Source organism: Serratia sp. P2ACOL2, from assembly GCF_003691565.1.
GTDB classification, from domain to species: domain Bacteria; phylum Pseudomonadota; class Gammaproteobacteria; order Enterobacterales; family Enterobacteriaceae; genus Serratia; species Serratia liquefaciens.
On sequence record NZ_CP033162.1, the window covers coordinates 88,643 to 108,086 of the forward strand.

Genomic DNA, 19,444 nt, shown 5'->3' on the forward strand with positions numbered 1-19,444 from the left:
ATTCTGCCTGTTAACGCAGGTTGGGAAAGGCGCCGGACGCCAACTCCAGATAATAAACAAGCTGCATATTATAGACAGCTTCGTTTTTGGCGTAGACTTTTTTCGCAAAAGTTATCGATTGGCGGCAGTTTATGTCAATTGTGAGAAGCGGCGCGCAGTTGATGGCAGAGGCGTTGCAAAGCGGTATCGCTAGGAAATGATACCGCTTTCATGCTAGCTGGCGATGGCAGGGGAGGTTTGGTTAACCGCGAACAGGCGTTTGTAGTAAATGACCGTCGGGTGATAGTAGCCATCGGGTGCGGCGGCATAGTCGGGTAACTCTCCGTGGCAGCGATAGCCCAATGAGCGATACAGCGCCTCTGCAGCGGAACCTGCCTGCGTGTCGAGATAAAGCAGGCCGCGCTGTTGCTGAAGTGCTGACTGTTCCAATGCTTTCATCAGGGCTTGTCCGACACCGTTACGACGTGCCCGGCTGTGGACTAATAGTTTTTGTACTTCAGCCCTGTTGCGTCCATTCGGTTTCTGGCACAGCTCCAGTTGTACTGTGCCAATGACGCCGCGCTCGTCTCTGGCAATCCACAACAACAGCTCTCCTTTGGCCAAGGCAGGCCTCAAGCTGTGGAAGTAACTCTCGGCGTCTTCATGCGGGATCAGTGTGTCGTAGCCCACTGAGGCCCCATGCGTTACCGCATCGGTCAACAGGCGAGCCAGTTCATTTCGGTAAATGGGCAGCGTGGCGGCATTAATCAGGACAATTTTCATCGGTCATTCCTCCTGGGTGAGGGGGTAATGAAGACAAGCAATAATTGCGCCAGAGCGGTGGTGGGTGCTGTGGCAGCGAAAGCGGTGAGAAATAATGATAGTTGATGTCATTACGTGGGGCACTCATCCCTTTTTTGGTGCATCGATATCACTCACAGTTTCCTGTTTTGGGTTTACGGATTTGAGATAACGGGCACGGGGAAAGAAAGGGTCAATACTTGCAAAAAGTGGATTAAATTGTAGAGAATGATGCCTGCAGTTGATGAATCTTTGCACGCTACGCGCAGTAAATTGCAAGACACCGTGCAAAATTGGGTGATTTGTGAGCGAAAGTGCAACTAACGCAATTTTTTTGTTGCATAGGTCGTCCGGTCTACCTAGAATGCGCTGCACTTGATGCCGGCTTAGCTCAGTTGGTAGAGCAACTGACTTGTAATCAGTAGGTCACCAGTTCGATTCCGGTAGCCGGCACCAATCAAGTCACAATAGTTAAAATCTGGTGGGGTTCCCGAGCGGCCAAAGGGAGCAGACTGTAAATCTGCCGTCACAGACTTCGAAGGTTCGAATCCTTCCCCCACCACCATATCTTGCCTTAGGCAGTTAACTGGCCAGCGATAATCTCGCAACGGTTGACTTGCAGAAGGAGAAGGCGAAAGCCTTCGCAAGGTTCGAGTTGTACAGCGCATAGCGCAAACAACTCGAAGGGTGAGAGTTAAGCGATAAACAATCCTTCTCCTCCCTTAAAATTCTACAGAAAAGTCAGGTAGCCGAGTTCCAGGATGCGGGCATCGTATAATGGCTATTACCTCAGCCTTCCAAGCTGATGATGTGGGTTCGATTCCCACTGCCCGCTCCAAGATGTGCTGATATAGCTCAGTTGGTAGAGCGCACCCTTGGTAAGGGTGAGGTCGGCAGTTCGAATCTGCCTATCAGCACCACTTCTTATTATCTCGCCCCCTGATTTTCTTTCTGTTCTGGATTCAACAAGCAAATGCTTGGTTGATGTGGTGATACCACCGATTTATCCGTGTCTTAGAGGGACAATCGATGTCTAAAGAAAAGTTTGAACGTTCAAAACCGCACGTTAACGTCGGTACTATCGGCCACGTTGACCACGGTAAAACTACCCTGACTGCAGCAATCACCACCGTTCTGGCTAAAACCTACGGCGGTTCTGCACGTGCTTTCGACCAGATCGATAACGCGCCAGAAGAAAAAGCTCGTGGTATCACCATCAACACTTCTCACGTTGAGTATGACACCCCGACTCGTCACTACGCGCACGTTGACTGCCCAGGGCACGCCGACTACGTTAAAAACATGATCACCGGTGCTGCTCAGATGGACGGCGCTATCCTGGTTGTTGCTGCGACTGACGGCCCAATGCCTCAGACCCGTGAGCACATCCTGCTGGGTCGTCAGGTTGGCGTTCCTTTCATCATCGTATTCATGAACAAATGCGACATGGTTGATGATGAAGAGCTGCTGGAACTGGTAGAAATGGAAGTTCGTGAACTTCTGTCTGCTTACGACTTCCCTGGTGATGACCTGCCGGTTGTTCGTGGTTCAGCGCTGAAAGCACTGGAAGGCGAAGCTGAGTGGGAAGCTAAAATCATCGAGCTGGCTGGTTACCTGGATTCTTACATCCCAGAACCAGAGCGTGCTATCGACAAGCCGTTCCTGCTGCCAATCGAAGACGTCTTCTCCATCTCCGGTCGTGGTACCGTTGTTACCGGTCGTGTTGAGCGCGGTATCGTTAAAGTTGGCGAAGAAGTTGAAATCGTTGGTATCAAAGACACCGTTAAGTCTACCTGTACTGGCGTTGAAATGTTCCGCAAACTGCTGGACGAAGGCCGTGCTGGTGAGAACGTTGGTGTTCTGCTGCGTGGTATCAAGCGTGAAGACATCGAACGTGGTCAGGTACTGGCTAAACCAGGTTCAATCAAGCCACACACCAAGTTCGACTCAGAAGTGTACATCCTGAGCAAAGAAGAAGGTGGTCGTCATACTCCATTCTTCAAAGGCTACCGTCCACAGTTCTACTTCCGTACAACTGACGTGACCGGTACCATCGAACTGCCAGAAGGCGTTGAAATGGTAATGCCAGGTGACAACGTGAACATGGTTGTTACCCTGATCCACCCAATCGCGATGGACGACGGCCTGCGTTTCGCAATCCGTGAAGGCGGCCGTACCGTTGGCGCTGGTGTTGTTGCCAAAGTTATCGCTTAATCGCTGATAACGTTTGACGCGACACGCGGTAAAAGGGCATCATTTGATGCCCTTTTTCTACGCTGTGAACTAGAACCTATCTCATCAGCGATTTTGCAGTCATAATCATTGGTGAGATGGGCTCTTAAAGCCGTATTGACTGAGATACGTCATAGCGTAAAACACCGAAATGCTGCCGAGCGGCATTTGATCGGTTTGGTTTGTCTTGCTGTGCGAGGCAAAGTTGTCTGTTCTGAATTCATTGTGACAGGTTGGTTTATGAGTGCGAATACCGAGGCTCAAGGGAGCGGGCGCGGCCTGGAAACGGCTAAGTGGCTGATCGTCGCCGTTCTGTTGGTTGTAGCGATTGTCGGTAACTATTACTACCGTGATTTCAGCCTGCCATTACGTGCGCTGGCTGTTGTAGTGGTTATCGCTGTTGCTGGCGCTGTAGCGCTGATGACCACCAAAGGCAAGGCCACCGTTGCGTTTGCACGCGAAGCGCGCACTGAAGTGCGCAAGGTGATCTGGCCAACTCGTCAGGAAACGCTACACACCACGTTGATCGTTGCCGCGGTAACTGCCGTGATGTCACTGATTCTGTGGGGCCTGGACGGTATTCTGGTCCGTCTGGTATCGTTTATTACTGGCCTGAGGTTCTAAAATGTCTGAAGCTCCAAAAAAACGTTGGTACGTCGTTCAGGCGTTTTCCGGTTTTGAAGGTCGCGTAGCGCAATCGCTGCGTGAGCACATCAAACTGCACGATATGGAAGAACTGTTCGGCGAAGTGATGGTACCTACGGAAGAAGTTGTTGAGATCCGTGGTGGCCAACGTCGTAAAAGTGAACGTAAATTCTTCCCGGGCTATGTCCTGGTCCAGATGGTTATGAACGATGCCAGCTGGCACCTGGTGCGTAGCGTTCCACGCGTAATGGGTTTCATCGGCGGCACCTCTGACCGTCCGGCACCGATCAGCGATAAAGAAGTTGATGCGATTATGAACCGCCTGCAGCAGGTGGGTGACAAGCCGCGTCCTAAAACGCTGTTCGAACCGGGTGAACTGGTCCGTGTTAACGATGGTCCGTTTGCTGACTTCAACGGTGTTGTTGAAGAAGTGGATTACGAGAAGAGCCGCCTGAAAGTTTCCGTTTCCATCTTTGGCCGTGCAACGCCGGTGGAACTGGACTTCGCTCAGGTTGAAAAAGGCTGATCAATTAATCAGCAGCGAGTGGCGTTTGCCGCTTGTCAGAGGCGCGAAATTGAACTATAATTTCGCGCCTTTTGTTTTTATAGGCCTTGCTCATTGAGTTGAGCGGGGTGAAACACGGGGAGCCTCTATTGAGGCGATATTACCCAAACCGAGGAATTGTAAATGGCCAAGAAAGTACAAGCCTACGTTAAGCTGCAGGTTGCAGCCGGTATGGCTAACCCAAGTCCGCCAGTTGGTCCAGCTTTGGGTCAGCAAGGCGTTAACATCATGGAATTCTGTAAGGCGTTCAATGCTAAGACTGACAGCGTTGAGAAAGGTCTGCCGATTCCGGTTGTTATTACCGTTTATTCTGATCGCTCCTTCACTTTCGTTACCAAAACCCCGCCAGCAGCAGTTCTGCTGAAAAAAGCGGCTGGTATCAAGTCTGGTTCTGGCAAGCCGAACAAAGACAAAGTAGGTAAAGTGACTCGTGCTCAGGTACGTGAAATCGCAGAAACCAAAGCTGCGGACATGACTGGTTCTGACGTTGAAGCGATGACTCGCTCCATCGAAGGTACTGCTCGTTCCATGGGCCTGGTAGTGGAGGATTAAGAAATGGCTAAGCTGACCAAGCGCATGCGCGTGATCCGTGACAAAGTTGATGCTACTAAACAGTATGACATCACCGAAGCTGTTGCTCTGCTGAAAGAGCTGGCCACCGCTAAATTCGTAGAAAGCGTTGACGTTGCTGTTAACCTCGGCATCGACGCTCGTAAATCTGACCAAAACGTTCGTGGCGCTACCGTTCTGCCAAACGGCACCGGTCGTTCTGTTCGCGTTGCCGTATTTGCCCAGGGCCCTAACGCTGAAGCTGCTAAAGCTGCTGGCGCAGAGCTGGTAGGTATGGAAGATCTGGCAGACCTGATCAAGAAAGGCGAAATGAACTTCGACGTTGTTATTGCTTCCCCGGATGCAATGCGCGTTGTTGGTCAACTGGGCCAGATCCTGGGTCCACGTGGCCTGATGCCAAACCCGAAAGTGGGTACCGTTACTCCGAACGTTGCTGAAGCAGTGAAAAACGCTAAAGCAGGTCAGGTTCGTTACCGTAACGACAAAAACGGCATCATCCATACCACTATCGGTAAGGTTGATTTCGAGTCAGACAAGCTGAAAGAAAACCTGGAAGCCCTGCTGGTTGCGCTGAAAAAAGCAAAACCATCTCAGGCGAAAGGCGTGTACATCAAGAAAGTTAGCCTCTCCACCACCATGGGTGCTGGCGTTGCTATCGATCAAAGCGGCCTGACTGCTGTAGCGAACTAATCGCCCTGCGATTATCGCTTTGACTTGGGGCTAAGGTTCGTCTAGAATCTTATGCCCCAAGGTTTTGCTATTGGCAATAGCCATAGTGGAACAAAGATTTTTCGGTTGGAGCCTGGCCTATCCAGGCCTCCGTCCAAGACCGCAGGTGTATCGAAAGGTACTTAATCCTTCCTGCGTAGACGGTGACAGAGCCTAAAGAAAATTTTTAAATTGTCTTTGCTGGATTCTGCTCACCGTGTTTGAACGCTCTCACTGCGTGATTTATCACAAGGTGTTGAGTGATGTGAGTGCTGGGGATTTCCCCCGGCTAAATCCAGGAGCAAAAAGCTAATGGCATTAAATCTTCAAGACAAACAAGCGATTGTTGCTGAAGTCAACGAAGTAGCCAAAGGCGCGCTGTCTGCGGTTGTTGCGGATTCCCGTGGCGTTACCGTTGATAAAATGACTGAACTGCGTAAAGCAGGTCGTGAAGCTGGCGTTTACATGCGTGTTGTTCGCAACACCTTGATGCGTCGCGTAGTTGAAGGCACTCCATTCGAATGCCTGAAAGACACGTTTGTCGGTCCTACCTTGATTGCATTCTCTAACGAACACCCGGGCGCTGCTGCTCGTCTGTTCAAAGAGTTCGCGAAAGCGAATGCAAAATTCGAGGTTAAAGCTGCGGCCTTTGAAGGTGAGCTGATCCCTGCGGCACAAATTGACCGCTTGGCAACTCTGCCTACTTACGATGAAGCAATCGCACGCCTGATGGCAACCATGAAAGAAGCCGCTGCCGGCAAATTGGTTCGCACTCTGGCTGCACTGCGCGATCAGAAAGAAGCGGCATAAGCCCTCTTTCTTAGCCTTTGCTTACGTATTTAAACTATTTCTGAATTTTAGGAACATTTGTTATGTCTATCACTAAAGACCAAATTATCGAAGGCGTTGCAGCTCTGTCTGTAATGGAAATCGTTGAACTGATCGCCGCTATGGAAGAGAAGTTCGGTGTTTCTGCTGCTGCTGTAGCTGCAGGTCCTGCTGCTGCTGCTGAAGCTGTTGAAGAAAAAACTGAATTCGACGTTGTACTGAAAGGTATCGGCGCGAACAAAGTTGCAGTAATCAAAGCAGTACGTGGCGCAACTGGCCTGGGTCTGAAAGAAGCTAAAGACCTGGTTGAGTCTGCACCAGCAGCACTGAAAGAAGGCATCAGCAAAGACGACGCTGAAGCACTGAAAAAAGCTCTGGAAGAAGCTGGCGCTGAAGTTGAAGTTAAATAAGCCACTGCTTTCTGAGTGCAGTCTGTTTTAACTAACAGACTGATGGCTGGTGACTTTTTGGTCACCAGCCTTTTTGCGCTGTAGGGCGTCAGTAGAGTTTCACACTGTTTGGCTACTGACTAACCCCAATATTTCTTTCTATCGACGACTTAATATATTGCCCTCCCTGCCGCAGCAAAATCTGCCGTACAGCGCAACGAAATGATTTAAGCGTGATAGAAACGAGTATTGCGGAAAGTGTTCCCGCTTTCCGGTCGACAAAATGGTGTTGCGTGAACCGTCCTATATCCGGACGGACAGATAGGTTCGACTTTCCAGCGAGCTGAGGAACCCTATGGTTTACTCCTATACCGAGAAAAAACGTATTCGTAAGGATTTTGGTAAGCGTCCGCAAGTTTTGGACATACCATATCTCCTTTCTATCCAGCTTGATTCGTTCCAGAAGTTTATCGAGCAAGATCCAGAAGGGCAGTACGGCTTAGAAGCCGCATTCCGTTCTGTTTTCCCTATCCAGAGCTACAGTGGCAATTCGGAGCTGCAATACGTTAGCTACCGTCTTGGTGAGCCGGTCTTCGACGTCAAAGAGTGCCAGATCCGTGGTGTGACGTTCTCTGCACCGCTGCGCGTAAAACTGCGCCTGGTAATCTACGAGCGTGAAGCTCCGGAAGGTACGGTCAAAGACATCAAGGAACAAGAAGTCTATATGGGCGAGATTCCGCTCATGACCGAAAACGGCACCTTTGTGATCAACGGTACTGAGAGGGTTATCGTATCTCAGCTTCACCGTAGTCCTGGCGTATTCTTCGACAGCGATAAGGGTAAAACCCACTCTTCGGGTAAAGTGCTGTATAACGCACGTATCATCCCTTACCGCGGTTCATGGTTGGATTTCGAGTTTGACCCGAAAGACAACCTGTTTGTACGTATTGACCGTCGCCGTAAATTGCCTGCGACCATCATTCTGCGTGCATTGAACTACACCACTGAGCAGATCCTTGACCTGTTCTTTGCGAAAGTAGTTTTCGAGATCCGTGATAACAAGCTGCAGATGGAGCTGGTTCCAGAGCGTCTGCGTGGTGAGACTGCTTCGTTTGATATCGAAGCCAACGGCAAGATCTACATTGAGAAAGGCCGTCGTATCACCGCTCGTCATATCCGTCAGCTCGAAAAAGACGAAATTCATAGTATTGAAGTACCGGTCGAGTACATCGCGGGCAAAGTGGTCGCGAAGGACTATATCGATACCAATACCGGTGAGCTGATCTGCGCAGCCAACATGGAGCTGTCGCTGGATCTGCTGGCCAAACTGAGCCAGTCAGGCCACAAGCGTATTGAAACGCTGTTCACCAACGATCTGGACCACGGTGCGTACATCTCTGAGACCGTACGTGTCGATCCAACAAGCGATCGTTTGAGCGCGCTGGTAGAAATCTACCGCATGATGCGCCCTGGTGAGCCGCCAACGCGCGAAGCTGCCGAAAGCCTGTTCGAGAACCTGTTCTTCTCTGAAGACCGCTACGATCTGTCTGCGGTTGGCCGTATGAAGTTCAACCGTTCTCTGCTGCGTGACGAGATCGAAGGTTCGGGCATCCTGAGCAAAGACGACATCATTGAAGTGATGAAGAAGCTCATCGATATCCGTAACGGTAAAGGCGAAGTGGACGATATCGACCACTTGGGCAACCGTCGTATCCGTTCCGTCGGCGAAATGGCTGAGAACCAGTTCCGTGTAGGTCTGGTACGTGTTGAGCGTGCGGTGAAAGAACGTCTGTCCCTGGGCGATCTGGACACCCTGATGCCACAGGACATGATCAACGCCAAGCCAATTTCGGCGGCGGTGAAAGAGTTCTTCGGCTCCAGCCAGCTGTCTCAGTTTATGGACCAGAACAACCCGTTGTCCGAGATCACGCACAAGCGTCGTATCTCTGCATTGGGCCCAGGCGGTCTGACCCGTGAACGTGCCGGCTTTGAAGTTCGAGACGTACACCCGACTCACTACGGTCGCGTGTGTCCAATCGAAACGCCGGAAGGTCCAAACATCGGTCTGATCAACTCCTTGTCCGTGTACGCACAGACTAACGAGTATGGCTTCCTGGAAACTCCGTACCGCCGCGTGCGTGATGGTTTGGTTACCGATGAAATCAACTATCTGTCTGCTATTGAAGAAGGCAACTTCGTTATCGCTCAGGCGAACTCCAACCTGGACGAAGACGGCCGCTTCATAGAAGACCTGGTCACCTGTCGTAGCAAAGGCGAATCAAGCCTGTTCAGCCGCGATCAGGTTGACTATATGGACGTATCAACCCAGCAGGTTGTTTCCGTTGGTGCCTCACTGATTCCATTCCTGGAACACGATGACGCCAACCGTGCATTGATGGGTGCGAACATGCAACGTCAGGCGGTTCCAACCTTGCGTGCTGACAAGCCGCTGGTAGGTACCGGTATGGAACGTGCTGTAGCGGTTGACTCCGGTGTTACTGCCGTAGCTCGCCGTGGCGGTGTGATCCAGTACGTGGATGCTTCCCGTATCGTTATCAAAGTTAACGAAGACGAGATGCACGCGGGCGAAGCAGGTATCGATATTTACAACCTGACCAAGTACACCCGTTCTAACCAGAACACCTGCATCAACCAGATGCCGTGTGTGAATCTGGGTGAGCCAATCGAGCGCGGCGACGTGCTGGCAGATGGCCCGTCCACTGACCTGGGTGAACTGGCGCTGGGCCAGAACATGCGCGTGGCGTTCATGCCGTGGAACGGCTACAACTTCGAAGACTCCATCTTGGTGTCCGAGCGTGTAGTTCAGGAAGATCGCTTCACTACCATCCATATCCAGGAACTGGCGTGTGTGTCTCGCGACACCAAGTTGGGGCCTGAAGAGATCACTGCCGACATCCCTAACGTGGGTGAAGCTGCGCTCTCCAAACTGGATGAATCCGGTATCGTGTATATCGGTGCTGAAGTGACCGGTGGTGACATTCTGGTCGGTAAGGTAACGCCGAAAGGTGAAACCCAACTGACGCCAGAAGAGAAACTGCTGCGTGCGATCTTCGGTGAGAAGGCATCTGACGTTAAAGATTCCTCTCTGCGTGTACCAAACGGCGTTTCCGGTACGATTATCGACGTGCAGGTCTTCACCCGCGATGGCGTGGAAAAAGACAAGCGTGCGTTGGAAATCGAAGAGATGCAGCTGAAGCAGGCGAAGAAAGACCTGACTGAAGAACTGCAGATCCTGGAAGCTGGCTTGTTCACGCGTATCCATGCGGTGCTGGTTGCCGGCGGTGTCGAAGCTGAAAAGCTGAGCAAACTGCCACGCGATCGCTGGCTGGAACTGGGCCTGACCGACGAAGAGAAGCAAAACCAGCTGGAACAGCTGGCAGAGCAGTACGACGAGCTGAAATCCGACTTCGAGAAGAAGCTGGACGCCAAGCGTCGTAAGATCACCCAGGGCGACGATCTGGCACCAGGCGTGCTGAAAATCGTTAAGGTTTATCTGGCCGTTAAACGTCAGATCCAACCGGGTGACAAAATGGCAGGCCGCCACGGTAACAAAGGTGTTATCTCCAAGATCAACCCGATCGAAGATATGCCTTACGATGAAAACGGCACGCCGGTTGACATCGTACTGAACCCGCTGGGCGTACCATCACGTATGAACATCGGTCAGATCCTGGAAACCCACCTGGGTATGGCTGCGAAAGGCATTGGTGAGAAAATCAACCAAATGCTCAAGCAGCATCAGGAAGTGGCCAAACTGCGTGAGTTCATTCAGAAGGCCTACGATCTGGGCGACGACGTCTGCCAGAAAGTTGACCTGAACACCTTCACCGACGACGAAGTCCTGCGTCTGGCAGAGAACCTGAAAAAAGGTATGCCAATCGCAACGCCGGTGTTTGATGGTGCGAAAGAGACTGAAATCAAGCAACTGCTGGAAATGGGCGGGATCCCAACCTCGGGTCAGATTACGCTGTTCGATGGCCGTACCGGTGAGCAATTTGAGCGCCAGGTTACCGTTGGCTATATGTACATGCTGAAACTGAACCACTTGGTTGACGATAAGATGCACGCCCGTTCAACCGGTTCTTACAGCTTGGTTACTCAGCAACCGCTGGGTGGTAAGGCGCAGTTCGGTGGTCAACGCTTCGGTGAGATGGAAGTGTGGGCACTGGAAGCATACGGCGCGGCTTATACCCTGCAGGAAATGCTCACCGTTAAGTCGGATGACGTTAACGGCCGTACCAAGATGTACAAAAACATCGTGGATGGCGATCACCGCATGGAACCAGGCATGCCGGAGTCCTTCAACGTACTGTTGAAAGAAATCCGCTCGCTCGGTATCAACATCGAACTGGAAGACGAGTAATCGTTTTTCCGGCTCAGGCTCCCGACCTTAGGGAGCCTGAGGGTGGTTGTTCAGGTCACACGGGTGCGCGATTTGTCAGCGTGCACCCAACAGGTTTAACTCCGACAGGAGCCAATCCGTGAAAGACTTATTGAAGTTTCTGAAAGCGCAAACTAAGACCGAAGAGTTTGATGCGATCAAGATTGCTCTGGCATCGCCAGACATGATCCGTTCGTGGTCGTTCGGTGAAGTTAAAAAGCCGGAAACCATTAACTACCGTACGTTCAAACCAGAACGTGACGGCCTTTTCTGCGCCCGTATCTTCGGGCCGGTAAAAGACTACGAGTGCCTGTGCGGTAAGTACAAGCGCTTAAAACACCGCGGCGTGATCTGTGAGAAGTGCGGCGTTGAAGTGACCCAGACCAAAGTACGCCGTGAGCGTATGGGCCACATCGAGCTGGCTTCACCGACTGCGCACATCTGGTTCCTGAAATCGCTGCCTTCGCGCATCGGTTTGCTGCTGGATATGCCGCTGCGTGACATCGAACGTGTACTGTACTTCGAATCCTATGTGGTTGTTGAAGGCGGTATGACTAACCTCGAGCGTCGTCAGATCCTGACTGAAGAGCAGTATCTGGATGCGCTGGAAGAGTTCGGTGACGAATTCGACGCCAAGATGGGTGCGGAAGCTATTCAGGCCCTGTTGAAAAACATGGATCTGGAAGCCGAGTGCGAGCAGCTGCGTGAAGAGCTGAACGAAACCAACTCCGAAACCAAGCGTAAGAAGCTGACCAAGCGTATCAAGCTGCTGGAAGCGTTCGTGCAGTCTGGCAACAAGCCAGAGTGGATGATCCTGACCGTGCTGCCGGTACTGCCGCCGGATCTGCGTCCGCTGGTTCCGTTGGATGGGGGTCGTTTCGCGACTTCAGATCTGAACGATCTGTATCGCCGCGTGATCAACCGTAACAACCGTCTGAAACGCCTGCTGGATCTGGCTGCGCCTGACATCATCGTGCGCAACGAAAAGCGTATGCTGCAAGAAGCGGTAGATGCCCTGCTGGATAACGGCCGTCGCGGTCGTGCCATCACCGGTTCGAACAAACGTCCTCTGAAATCTTTGGCCGATATGATCAAAGGTAAACAGGGTCGTTTCCGTCAGAACCTGTTGGGTAAACGTGTTGACTACTCTGGTCGTTCTGTAATCACCGTAGGTCCATACCTGCGTCTGCATCAGTGCGGTCTGCCTAAGAAAATGGCACTGGAGCTGTTCAAACCGTTCATCTACGGCAAATTGGAGCTGCGTGGCCTGGCCACCACCATCAAAGCCGCCAAGAAAATGGTTGAGCGCGAAGAAGCTGTCGTTTGGGATATCCTGGACGAAGTTATCCGCGAACACCCGGTACTGCTGAACCGTGCACCAACCCTGCACCGTTTGGGTATCCAGGCGTTTGAACCTGTTCTGATCGAAGGCAAGGCAATCCAGCTGCACCCGCTGGTTTGTGCGGCATACAACGCCGACTTCGATGGTGACCAGATGGCTGTTCACGTACCGTTGACGCTGGAAGCTCAGCTGGAAGCGCGTGCGTTGATGATGTCTACCAACAACATCCTGTCACCTGCGAACGGCGAGCCAATCATCGTTCCTTCTCAGGACGTTGTATTGGGTCTGTACTACATGACCCGTGACTGTGTTAACGCCAAAGGCGAAGGCATGGTGCTGAGCGGCCCGAAAGAAGCGGAGCGTATTTACCGCGCTGGTCTGGCTTCTCTGCATGCGCGTGTCAAAGTGCGTATCACCGAAGAGATCAAAAACACCGAAGGCGAGTCTGTACACCAGACTTCGATCATCGACACTACCGTTGGTCGCGCCATCCTGTGGATGATCGTGCCGCGCGGTCTGCCGTACTCGATCGTTAACCAGCCTTTGGGCAAGAAAGCTATCTCCAAGATGCTGAACACCTGTTATCGCATCCTGGGCCTGAAGCCGACCGTTATCTTTGCTGACCAGATCATGTACACCGGTTTTGCTTACGCAGCCCGTTCAGGCGCTTCCGTAGGTATCGACGACATGGTTATCCCGGCCAAGAAAGCGGAGATCATCGAAGAAGCGGAAACCGAAGTTGCCGAGATCCAGGAGCAGTTCCAATCTGGTCTGGTTACCGCCGGCGAACGCTACAACAAAGTGATCGATATCTGGGCTGCGGCAAACGAACGTGTTGCTAAAGCGATGATGGAAAACCTGTCGGTTGAAGACGTGGTTAACCGTGACGGCGTTGTGGAACAACAAGTTTCCTTCAACAGCATCTTTATGATGGCCGACTCCGGTGCGCGTGGTTCCGCCGCTCAGATTCGTCAGCTGGCCGGTATGCGTGGTCTGATGGCGAAGCCGGACGGCTCCATCATCGAAACGCCAATCACCGCGAACTTCCGTGAAGGTCTGAACGTACTCCAGTACTTCATCTCCACGCACGGTGCTCGTAAAGGTCTGGCGGATACCGCACTGAAAACGGCTAACTCCGGTTATCTGACCCGTCGTCTGGTTGACGTGGCGCAGGACTTGGTAGTTACCGAAGACGACTGTGGTACTCACAACGGCATCATGATGACTCCGGTTATCGAAGGTGGTGACGTTAAAGAGCCACTGCGCGAACGCGTTCTGGGTCGTGTGACAGCAGAAGATGTTATCAAGCCGGGTACGGCTGACATCCTGGTGCCACGCAACACCCTGCTGAACGAGAAGACCTGTGACCTGTTGGAAGAAAACTCTGTCGACAGCGTTAAAGTCCGTTCCGTAGTGAGCTGTGAAACCGACTTTGGTGTGTGTGCAAACTGCTATGGTCGCGACCTGGCACGTGGTCACATCATCAACAAAGGCGAAGCTATCGGCGTTATCGCGGCACAGTCAATCGGTGAGCCGGGTACACAGCTGACGATGCGTACGTTCCACATCGGTGGTGCGGCATCTCGTGCGGCTGCTGAATCCAGCATCCAGGTGAAAAACAAGGGTAGCCTGAAGCTGAGCAATGTGAAGTTCGTAATGAACGCCGCAGGCAAGCTGGTGATTACCTCTCGTAACACCGAACTGAAGCTGATCGACGAATTCGGCCGTACCAAAGAAAGCTACAAAGTGCCTTATGGTGCCGTGATGGGCAAAGGTGACGGTGCAGAAGTTAACGGCGGCGAAACCGTTGCTAACTGGGATCCGCACACCATGCCAGTTATCACCGAAGTGAGTGGTTTCATCCGCTTCGCTGATATGGTTGACGGCCAGACCATTACACGCCAGACCGACGAACTGACCGGTTTGTCTTCTCTGGTTGTACTGGACAGCGCAGAGCGTACCGGTAGCGGTAAAGACCTGCGTCCGGCACTGAAAATCGTTGATGCCAAAGGCGACGACGTGTTGATCCCAGGTACTGATATGCCTGCTCAATACTTCCTGCCAGGTAAAGCGATTGTGCAGCTGGAAGACGGCATTCAGATCGGTGCGGGTGATACCCTGGCGCGTATTCCTCAGGAATCCGGCGGTACCAAGGATATTACCGGTGGTCTGCCACGCGTTGCGGATCTGTTCGAAGCACGTCGTCCGAAAGAGCCTGCAATCCTGGCTGAAATCAGCGGGATTATCTCGTTCGGTAAAGAGACCAAAGGCAAACGTCGCCTGGTCATCTCTCCACTGGACGGCAGCGACGCTTACGAAGAGATGATTCCAAAATGGCGTCAGCTCAACGTGTTTGAAGGCGAAGTTGTGGAACGTGGTGACGTTGTTTCTGACGGCCCAGAATCTCCGCACGACATTCTGCGTCTGCGTGGTGTGCATGCGGTTACCCGCTACATCACCAACGAAGTGCAGGAAGTTTACCGTCTGCAAGGCGTTAAGATTAACGATAAACACATTGAAGTTATCGTTCGTCAGATGCTGCGTAAAGGCACCATCGTCAGCGCAGGTGGCACCGAGTTCCTGGAAGGCGAGCAGGCTGAAGTGTCACGCGTTAAGATTGCCAACCGTCAGCTTGCTGCTGAAGGCAAAATCGAGGCAACCTTCTCACGCGATCTGCTGGGTATCACCAAGGCTTCCTTGGCGACCGAGTCCTTCATCTCCGCAGCATCGTTCCAGGAAACGACGCGCGTTCTGACCGAAGCGGCTGTTGCCGGTAAGCGTGATGAACTGCGTGGCCTGAAAGAGAACGTCATCGTGGGCCGTCTGATCCCAGCCGGTACCGGTTACGCTTATCATCAGGACCGTATGCGCCGTAAAGCACAGGGTGAAGTGCCAGTTGTTCCGCAGGTGAGCGCGGAAGAAGCAACGGCTAACCTGGCTGAACTGCTGAATGCAGGCTTGGGCGGCAACAACGATTAATCGTTGAATGCACTCGGGATCCGGCTTGCCGGTTCCTTGCCAGATAAACCGCTCCTCCGGGGGCGGTTTTTTTTTGCCCGCTCCGGCAGGGGGAATCTTTGCTACTATGAATAAACCCGAAATAATGGCTAAAATCACCTGCGTGCTATTACAACCAAGGATTGTACAGATATGGACAGCCTGATCACCTTCGAGAAACTTACGGCAAAACACCTGCCTTACCTGTATGAAATTAGATTCTCCGTCGAAGAGAACCCGCTTCACCCTCACCAGATCCAATATCTTCATAGGACCCAGGCACTGGATGATATTAACCAGGGTGGTGGTTGGATTTGCAAATGCGGTGATGATTACGCCGGCGTAGGTTTCGGGCTCTTTATTCCTGAACCCTTGATCGGTGGGCTGTTTGTTAAACCGGAATACCAGTCGAAGGGGATAGGTTCTGCCTTACTGAATGCAGTAACGGCATGGTTATTCGAAAATGGTGCTCAAGAGATCCATCTCACTACCGATCCGGGATCGAAGGCTGAAGCGTTTTATCAGCGGCGCGGGTGGGTTGCCATTGGCAAGGATGAGTTTGGTCAGGCGGAGCTGGTTAAACGTAAAGGTGATAAGTAATGAAAATCAAAGGATTGATAGCATTATTTCTGATGTCTCTGTTTAGCGCTCCACTCTGTGCTGGCGTTGATTATTTTTATCTTAAAAAGAGCGATGGCGAGAAGGTTAAGATTACGCTAAAGGCATTAGAGGCGATGCCATCTTCTTCGATTAAAACCTCTACCAATTTCACTCCTGAGGCCGTTTTTACCGGCGTTGAGTTTAGCGTGCTGGCAAAGGAATATGGCCTGACGGGAAGTAAGGTTCGCGCTTTTGCCTGGGATGATTATTCATATTCAATGCCCGTTGCTGAGTTGGCTAAATACAAGGCTATTATCGCCTATAAGAAAAATGGCGAGCTTATGGACGTCGCACAGCTAGGGCCTTTTGCGATTATCTATCCTCGCGATAGCCACCCAGAGTTGAACAATATTGATGTGAACGCAAAAACCGTTTGGCAGATAAAGATGCTAGAGGTTAAGTGAAATGAGCAAAAAATTTATCGGGACGCTTGTCGCTCTGGTTGCAGTGTTGGTGCTCTTGGTTTTACTGATTGCCACAAATTTCGGCAATGTGAAAGAGCGATACAAGCAGATTGAGCCTAATCTCGATAATTACTCCGTTGCTGAAATCCTCTTTTTGTCATTTGAAAGGACAAAAACCGCATTGCTGCTGGGCGATGAGGATAACTACGACGCTTTTATGCTCAAAAAGAAAATATTTGCATCAAAAATTGCCATTCTTGAGGGGCGCTCGACGTTCAGCGATGCTTTTTATTATGATGAAGAATTTATAAAAACCATTGCGGTTTTGAAGCAGCAGTATGCTGAGCTGGATCAACTTAGCGTTGAGTTGTTAAATGGCACCAAAACCAGAGCAGATATACTCTCCTTTATGGACGAGATGGAAATTACCTTGGTCGATATTCAAGAGATAATCTACAAAATACAGATAAGGAATTTCACCGAGGTTAAAGACATCATCAAAGATAATTCAGGTAAAGCCGAGCTGTTTGCGATTATTTCACTGGTGCTGATTTTCTTGATGATGTTCCTGATTTTGAAGCATGCGTTTTCACTGAAGGAGATAGTTAAGAATAAGAATATCTTTATTTCTTCCATTTACCATGAGATAGCCGGCTCAACGCAGGCCATCGTGATTGCGGCAGACATCATGGAGCATGAGTTGGTGCAGGATGAGTTAAAAAAAGAGGCCAGGCTCATCTCGCATCACGGCAATAAAATTGCAGAGCAAACGCGTGAGGTCATGGATTACTCACGGCTTGAAATGGGGGAAGTAAAGGTCAATGATTCTCTGTTTTCACTCAATGAGGTGGTTGACGATGCTGTTGCTGCGGTGGGTGGGGACGGTCGCAATAAATTTATTGTCCGGTATTCGTCTTATTCAGGGGAAGTTCATTCCGATAAATACAAGTTATATCGAATAATCGTCAATCTGTTGGGTAATGCCGATAAATATACCCATTGCGGCTTGGTAATTCTGAATGTGAAGGTTTGTCACGGTCGTCTTTATCTTCTGGTGAAAGATAACGGTATCGGCTTTAACGTGAAAAATATTAACAGATTATATAAAGCATTTAATCAGGGGGTGGAAAGAGAGACGCGCCAGGGGCTGGGCTTGGGCCTGACCATTATAAAGAACTATGTGACCAGGATGAAGGGCACCCTCAGAGTAAAATCTGTTGAAGGTAAAGGCTCGTCATTCCTCATTTGCTTGCCAATAAAATCAGTTGAAAAACAAATGGGAAAGCAACAGTGAAGAAATAATCAGCGGCTTGGCTGGTTTCTCAATCAAATGTACGTCGTAGTTTAATATCATATCGCCGATGTTTTTCTCATAGTGGTGTAACTGGCCTGTCAGGATGATGATTTGTGCATGGGTATCCACTCGCTCTTTTATCTTTTCTACGACCTTTTCTGATGTCTCGCCAAAGTCTAACAGCCAATCAAGGATAAAGGCCTCGTAGGTATGTTGCTCCAGGCTGTCGATGATCGCCTTAGCGGTTGGAAAAGTCTCTGTTTCGATACCGTAGCGGGTGGTGATTTTTTTTAGCAACTCCAGGATGTCTTGGTCATTGTCGAGGATGGCAATTCTGGGTGCCGGAAGAAAGTCTATTTTCCTGACCTTATACAGCTCTGCGCCTGCGCTTTTATCTCTGCCGGTGTTAATAATAAAAAGATCGTCTTTTCTGAACGCATAGGTTTCCCCGTCCTCAATGCTGTCTACCGGCTTGTCATCAACCTCGATATTGCACCGTTTATGTATGCTGTTCATGATAAACACGCAGTTGTGGGCTCTGCGTCCTTCAAACGATTCATTGAAGTATTGAAATACTCTTTTTATCTCGTCGAGAGTGATGCCTCTTTTACCGTCCAGCTTCTGCTTGGCGCTGTTATATTGAAGGTTCAGAATGCTTGCCATGGTTGATGCGTGCTTTCTGTCACCTACCCCTTTCTGGGCCAGCAACATACTGATTGCCTCTGCGTAATTTGGCGTTTTTTTCATGATCACCTCGATTTTTCTGATGTTGACCACGAGCATTTGCTGTCCCGAGGTTGCCTGCTGGCTCGATTATAGATGAAGTCAGGATGGCTGCGGCGATATCCGTTTGATTTTCATGACTAAACTCAAATTACACTCAATAGCACTCAAAAAAACACTCAAAAGACATTCACATTTTATCGTTGATATGATTAATTAGCTCTTATATGTGCGATTCGCGTTCCTGGGGGGGCTGCCTGTCTCACAGAATAAGCTGCCTGCTCCTGTCTTCAAGCTAGGGGCAGGCAGCAAAAAAAGATACACGGCCGACGCCAGGGCCATTACAGCATCAGGGACTCATCACATCACCGCGGCGCAGGTGGTCACACCTTGCTCGCCTGTTGATATTGCCGCACGCTTTCTGCTACTTCTTCTGGCGCCACTACGCCTTCTTTCCCGACTACGACTGCCTGTGACGTGCCCAGTGCCACAATCCGATCGCCGACACTGAAAGTATGAGTCGCATAAAAGTAACGATCGTCCCAGTGAGTAATGGTCATACTGACTTGATAACGTTGGAAGGGCTGCAGCGCCTTTTTGTAATTCATATTCAGTTGACTGACGATCGGCGACCAACGCCGCTTGAGCATCAGCTTCATTAATCCGGTTCGAATAAACATATCCACCCGATTGAGGTCGCACACCGTCAGGTAGCGGCCATTATTCATGTGCAGATTGATATCGATATCATTTAGCCATACTCGAGTTTGCAGGGTGCTGGTCAGGTCATCCATTGACATGCGCGCTTTCCAGCGTGATGAGATAAAGATCCAAATCAGTCGCAGGTACAGGTTCATGGTTATTATTCCGCCGGGGGTGAGAGGTTAAATGTGGTCCAACCAGTT

At 50.8% G+C, this 19,444-nt stretch carries 15 protein-coding genes, 4 tRNA genes and 1 other RNA gene; 17 read left to right on the forward strand and 3 right to left on the reverse strand.

The genetic code is table 11. The features are described 5' to 3' along the window. Positions 1-213: 213 nt before the first annotated feature. Positions 214-762: an N-acetyltransferase gene (locus EBA31_RS00425; protein ID WP_122076610.1), complete on the reverse strand. Its 549-nt coding sequence runs from the start codon at positions 760-762 to the stop codon at positions 214-216. Positions 763-1,160: 398 nt separating this feature from the next. Between EBA31_RS00425 and EBA31_RS00430 the strand changes: the two genes are divergently transcribed. The 17 genes from EBA31_RS00430 to EBA31_RS00515 all read left to right on the forward strand — a co-directional run bounded on the left by EBA31_RS00430 (position 1,161) and on the right by EBA31_RS00515 (position 17,816). After that, positions 1,161-1,236 (forward strand) — tRNA-Thr (locus EBA31_RS00430). A 24-nt stretch (positions 1,237-1,260) separates the two neighbouring features. After that, a tRNA-Tyr gene (locus EBA31_RS00435) sits at positions 1,261-1,345 on the forward strand. 46 nt (positions 1,346-1,391) lie between these two features. Further along, positions 1,392-1,506: non-coding RNA, RtT sRNA (locus EBA31_RS00440), on the forward strand. A gap of 37 nt (positions 1,507-1,543) precedes the next feature. Further along, positions 1,544-1,618 (forward strand) — tRNA-Gly (locus EBA31_RS00445). Positions 1,619-1,624: 6 nt separating this feature from the next. Then, positions 1,625-1,700 (forward strand) — tRNA-Thr (locus EBA31_RS00450). A 109-nt stretch (positions 1,701-1,809) separates the two neighbouring features. Next, on the forward strand, positions 1,810-2,994 hold the full coding sequence (tuf, locus tag EBA31_RS00455) for an elongation factor Tu (protein WP_020828747.1): 1,185 nt from the start codon (positions 1,810-1,812) through the stop codon (positions 2,992-2,994). 258 nt (positions 2,995-3,252) lie between these two features. Then, on the forward strand, positions 3,253-3,636 hold the full coding sequence (gene secE / locus EBA31_RS00465) for a preprotein translocase subunit SecE (protein WP_020828746.1): 384 nt from the start codon (positions 3,253-3,255) through the stop codon (positions 3,634-3,636). 1 nt (position 3,637) lies between these two features. Continuing rightward, positions 3,638-4,183, forward strand: coding sequence for a transcription termination/antitermination protein NusG (gene nusG, locus EBA31_RS00470; protein WP_004953928.1), 546 nt, complete (start codon positions 3,638-3,640; stop codon positions 4,181-4,183). Between the two features lie 162 nt (positions 4,184-4,345). Beyond that, positions 4,346-4,774: a 50S ribosomal protein L11 gene (gene rplK, locus EBA31_RS00475; RefSeq protein WP_015376316.1), complete on the forward strand. Its 429-nt coding sequence runs from the start codon at positions 4,346-4,348 to the stop codon at positions 4,772-4,774. A 3-nt stretch (positions 4,775-4,777) separates the two neighbouring features. After that, entirely contained in the window at positions 4,778-5,482 is a 705-nt protein-coding gene (gene rplA / locus EBA31_RS00480) for a 50S ribosomal protein L1 (protein ID WP_004953932.1), read from the forward strand. Positions 5,483-5,812: 330 nt separating this feature from the next. Further along, positions 5,813-6,310: a 50S ribosomal protein L10 gene (gene rplJ, locus EBA31_RS00485; protein ID WP_020828745.1), complete on the forward strand. Its 498-nt coding sequence runs from the start codon at positions 5,813-5,815 to the stop codon at positions 6,308-6,310. Between the two features lie 62 nt (positions 6,311-6,372). After that, positions 6,373-6,738 (forward strand): 50S ribosomal protein L7/L12, encoded by a 366-nt coding sequence (rplL, locus tag EBA31_RS00490; protein WP_012004743.1) that lies wholly within the window; start codon positions 6,373-6,375, stop codon positions 6,736-6,738. Between the two features lie 334 nt (positions 6,739-7,072). After that, complete coding sequence (gene rpoB / locus EBA31_RS00495; RefSeq protein WP_020828744.1) at positions 7,073-11,101, forward strand: DNA-directed RNA polymerase subunit beta; 4,029 nt, start codon at positions 7,073-7,075, stop codon at positions 11,099-11,101. Positions 11,102-11,219: 118 nt separating this feature from the next. After that, the gene (gene rpoC, locus EBA31_RS00500) at positions 11,220-15,440 is read left to right on the forward strand and encodes a DNA-directed RNA polymerase subunit beta' (RefSeq protein WP_020828743.1); all 4,221 of its coding nucleotides are present in this window, start codon (positions 11,220-11,222) and stop codon (positions 15,438-15,440) included. Between the two features lie 171 nt (positions 15,441-15,611). Continuing rightward, positions 15,612-16,058, forward strand: a complete 447-nt coding sequence (locus EBA31_RS00505; RefSeq protein WP_020828742.1) for an N-acetyltransferase — start codon at positions 15,612-15,614, stop codon at positions 16,056-16,058. Further along, positions 16,058-16,522: an oxidoreductase gene (locus EBA31_RS00510; RefSeq protein ID WP_122076613.1), complete on the forward strand. Its 465-nt coding sequence runs from the start codon at positions 16,058-16,060 to the stop codon at positions 16,520-16,522. Before EBA31_RS00505 ends, EBA31_RS00510 begins: the two co-directional genes overlap by 1 nt. Before the next feature lies 1 nt (position 16,523). Next, a complete protein-coding gene (locus EBA31_RS00515; RefSeq protein ID WP_020828740.1) occupies positions 16,524-17,816 on the forward strand; it encodes a HAMP domain-containing sensor histidine kinase in 1,293 nt (430 codons plus the stop codon). Here EBA31_RS00515 and EBA31_RS00520 read toward each other — a convergent pair. Together EBA31_RS00520 and EBA31_RS00525 are read right to left on the reverse strand one after the other, a co-directional pair. Next, positions 17,784-18,527, reverse strand: coding sequence for a helix-turn-helix domain-containing protein (locus EBA31_RS00520; RefSeq protein ID WP_255417490.1), 744 nt, complete (start codon positions 18,525-18,527; stop codon positions 17,784-17,786). The two genes, EBA31_RS00515 and EBA31_RS00520, sit on opposite strands and share 33 nt — an antisense overlap. A 395-nt stretch (positions 18,528-18,922) precedes the next feature. Continuing rightward, positions 18,923-19,396, reverse strand: coding sequence for a thioesterase family protein (locus EBA31_RS00525; RefSeq protein ID WP_230090449.1), 474 nt, complete (start codon positions 19,394-19,396; stop codon positions 18,923-18,925). Between the last annotated feature and the right edge of the window lie 48 nt (positions 19,397-19,444).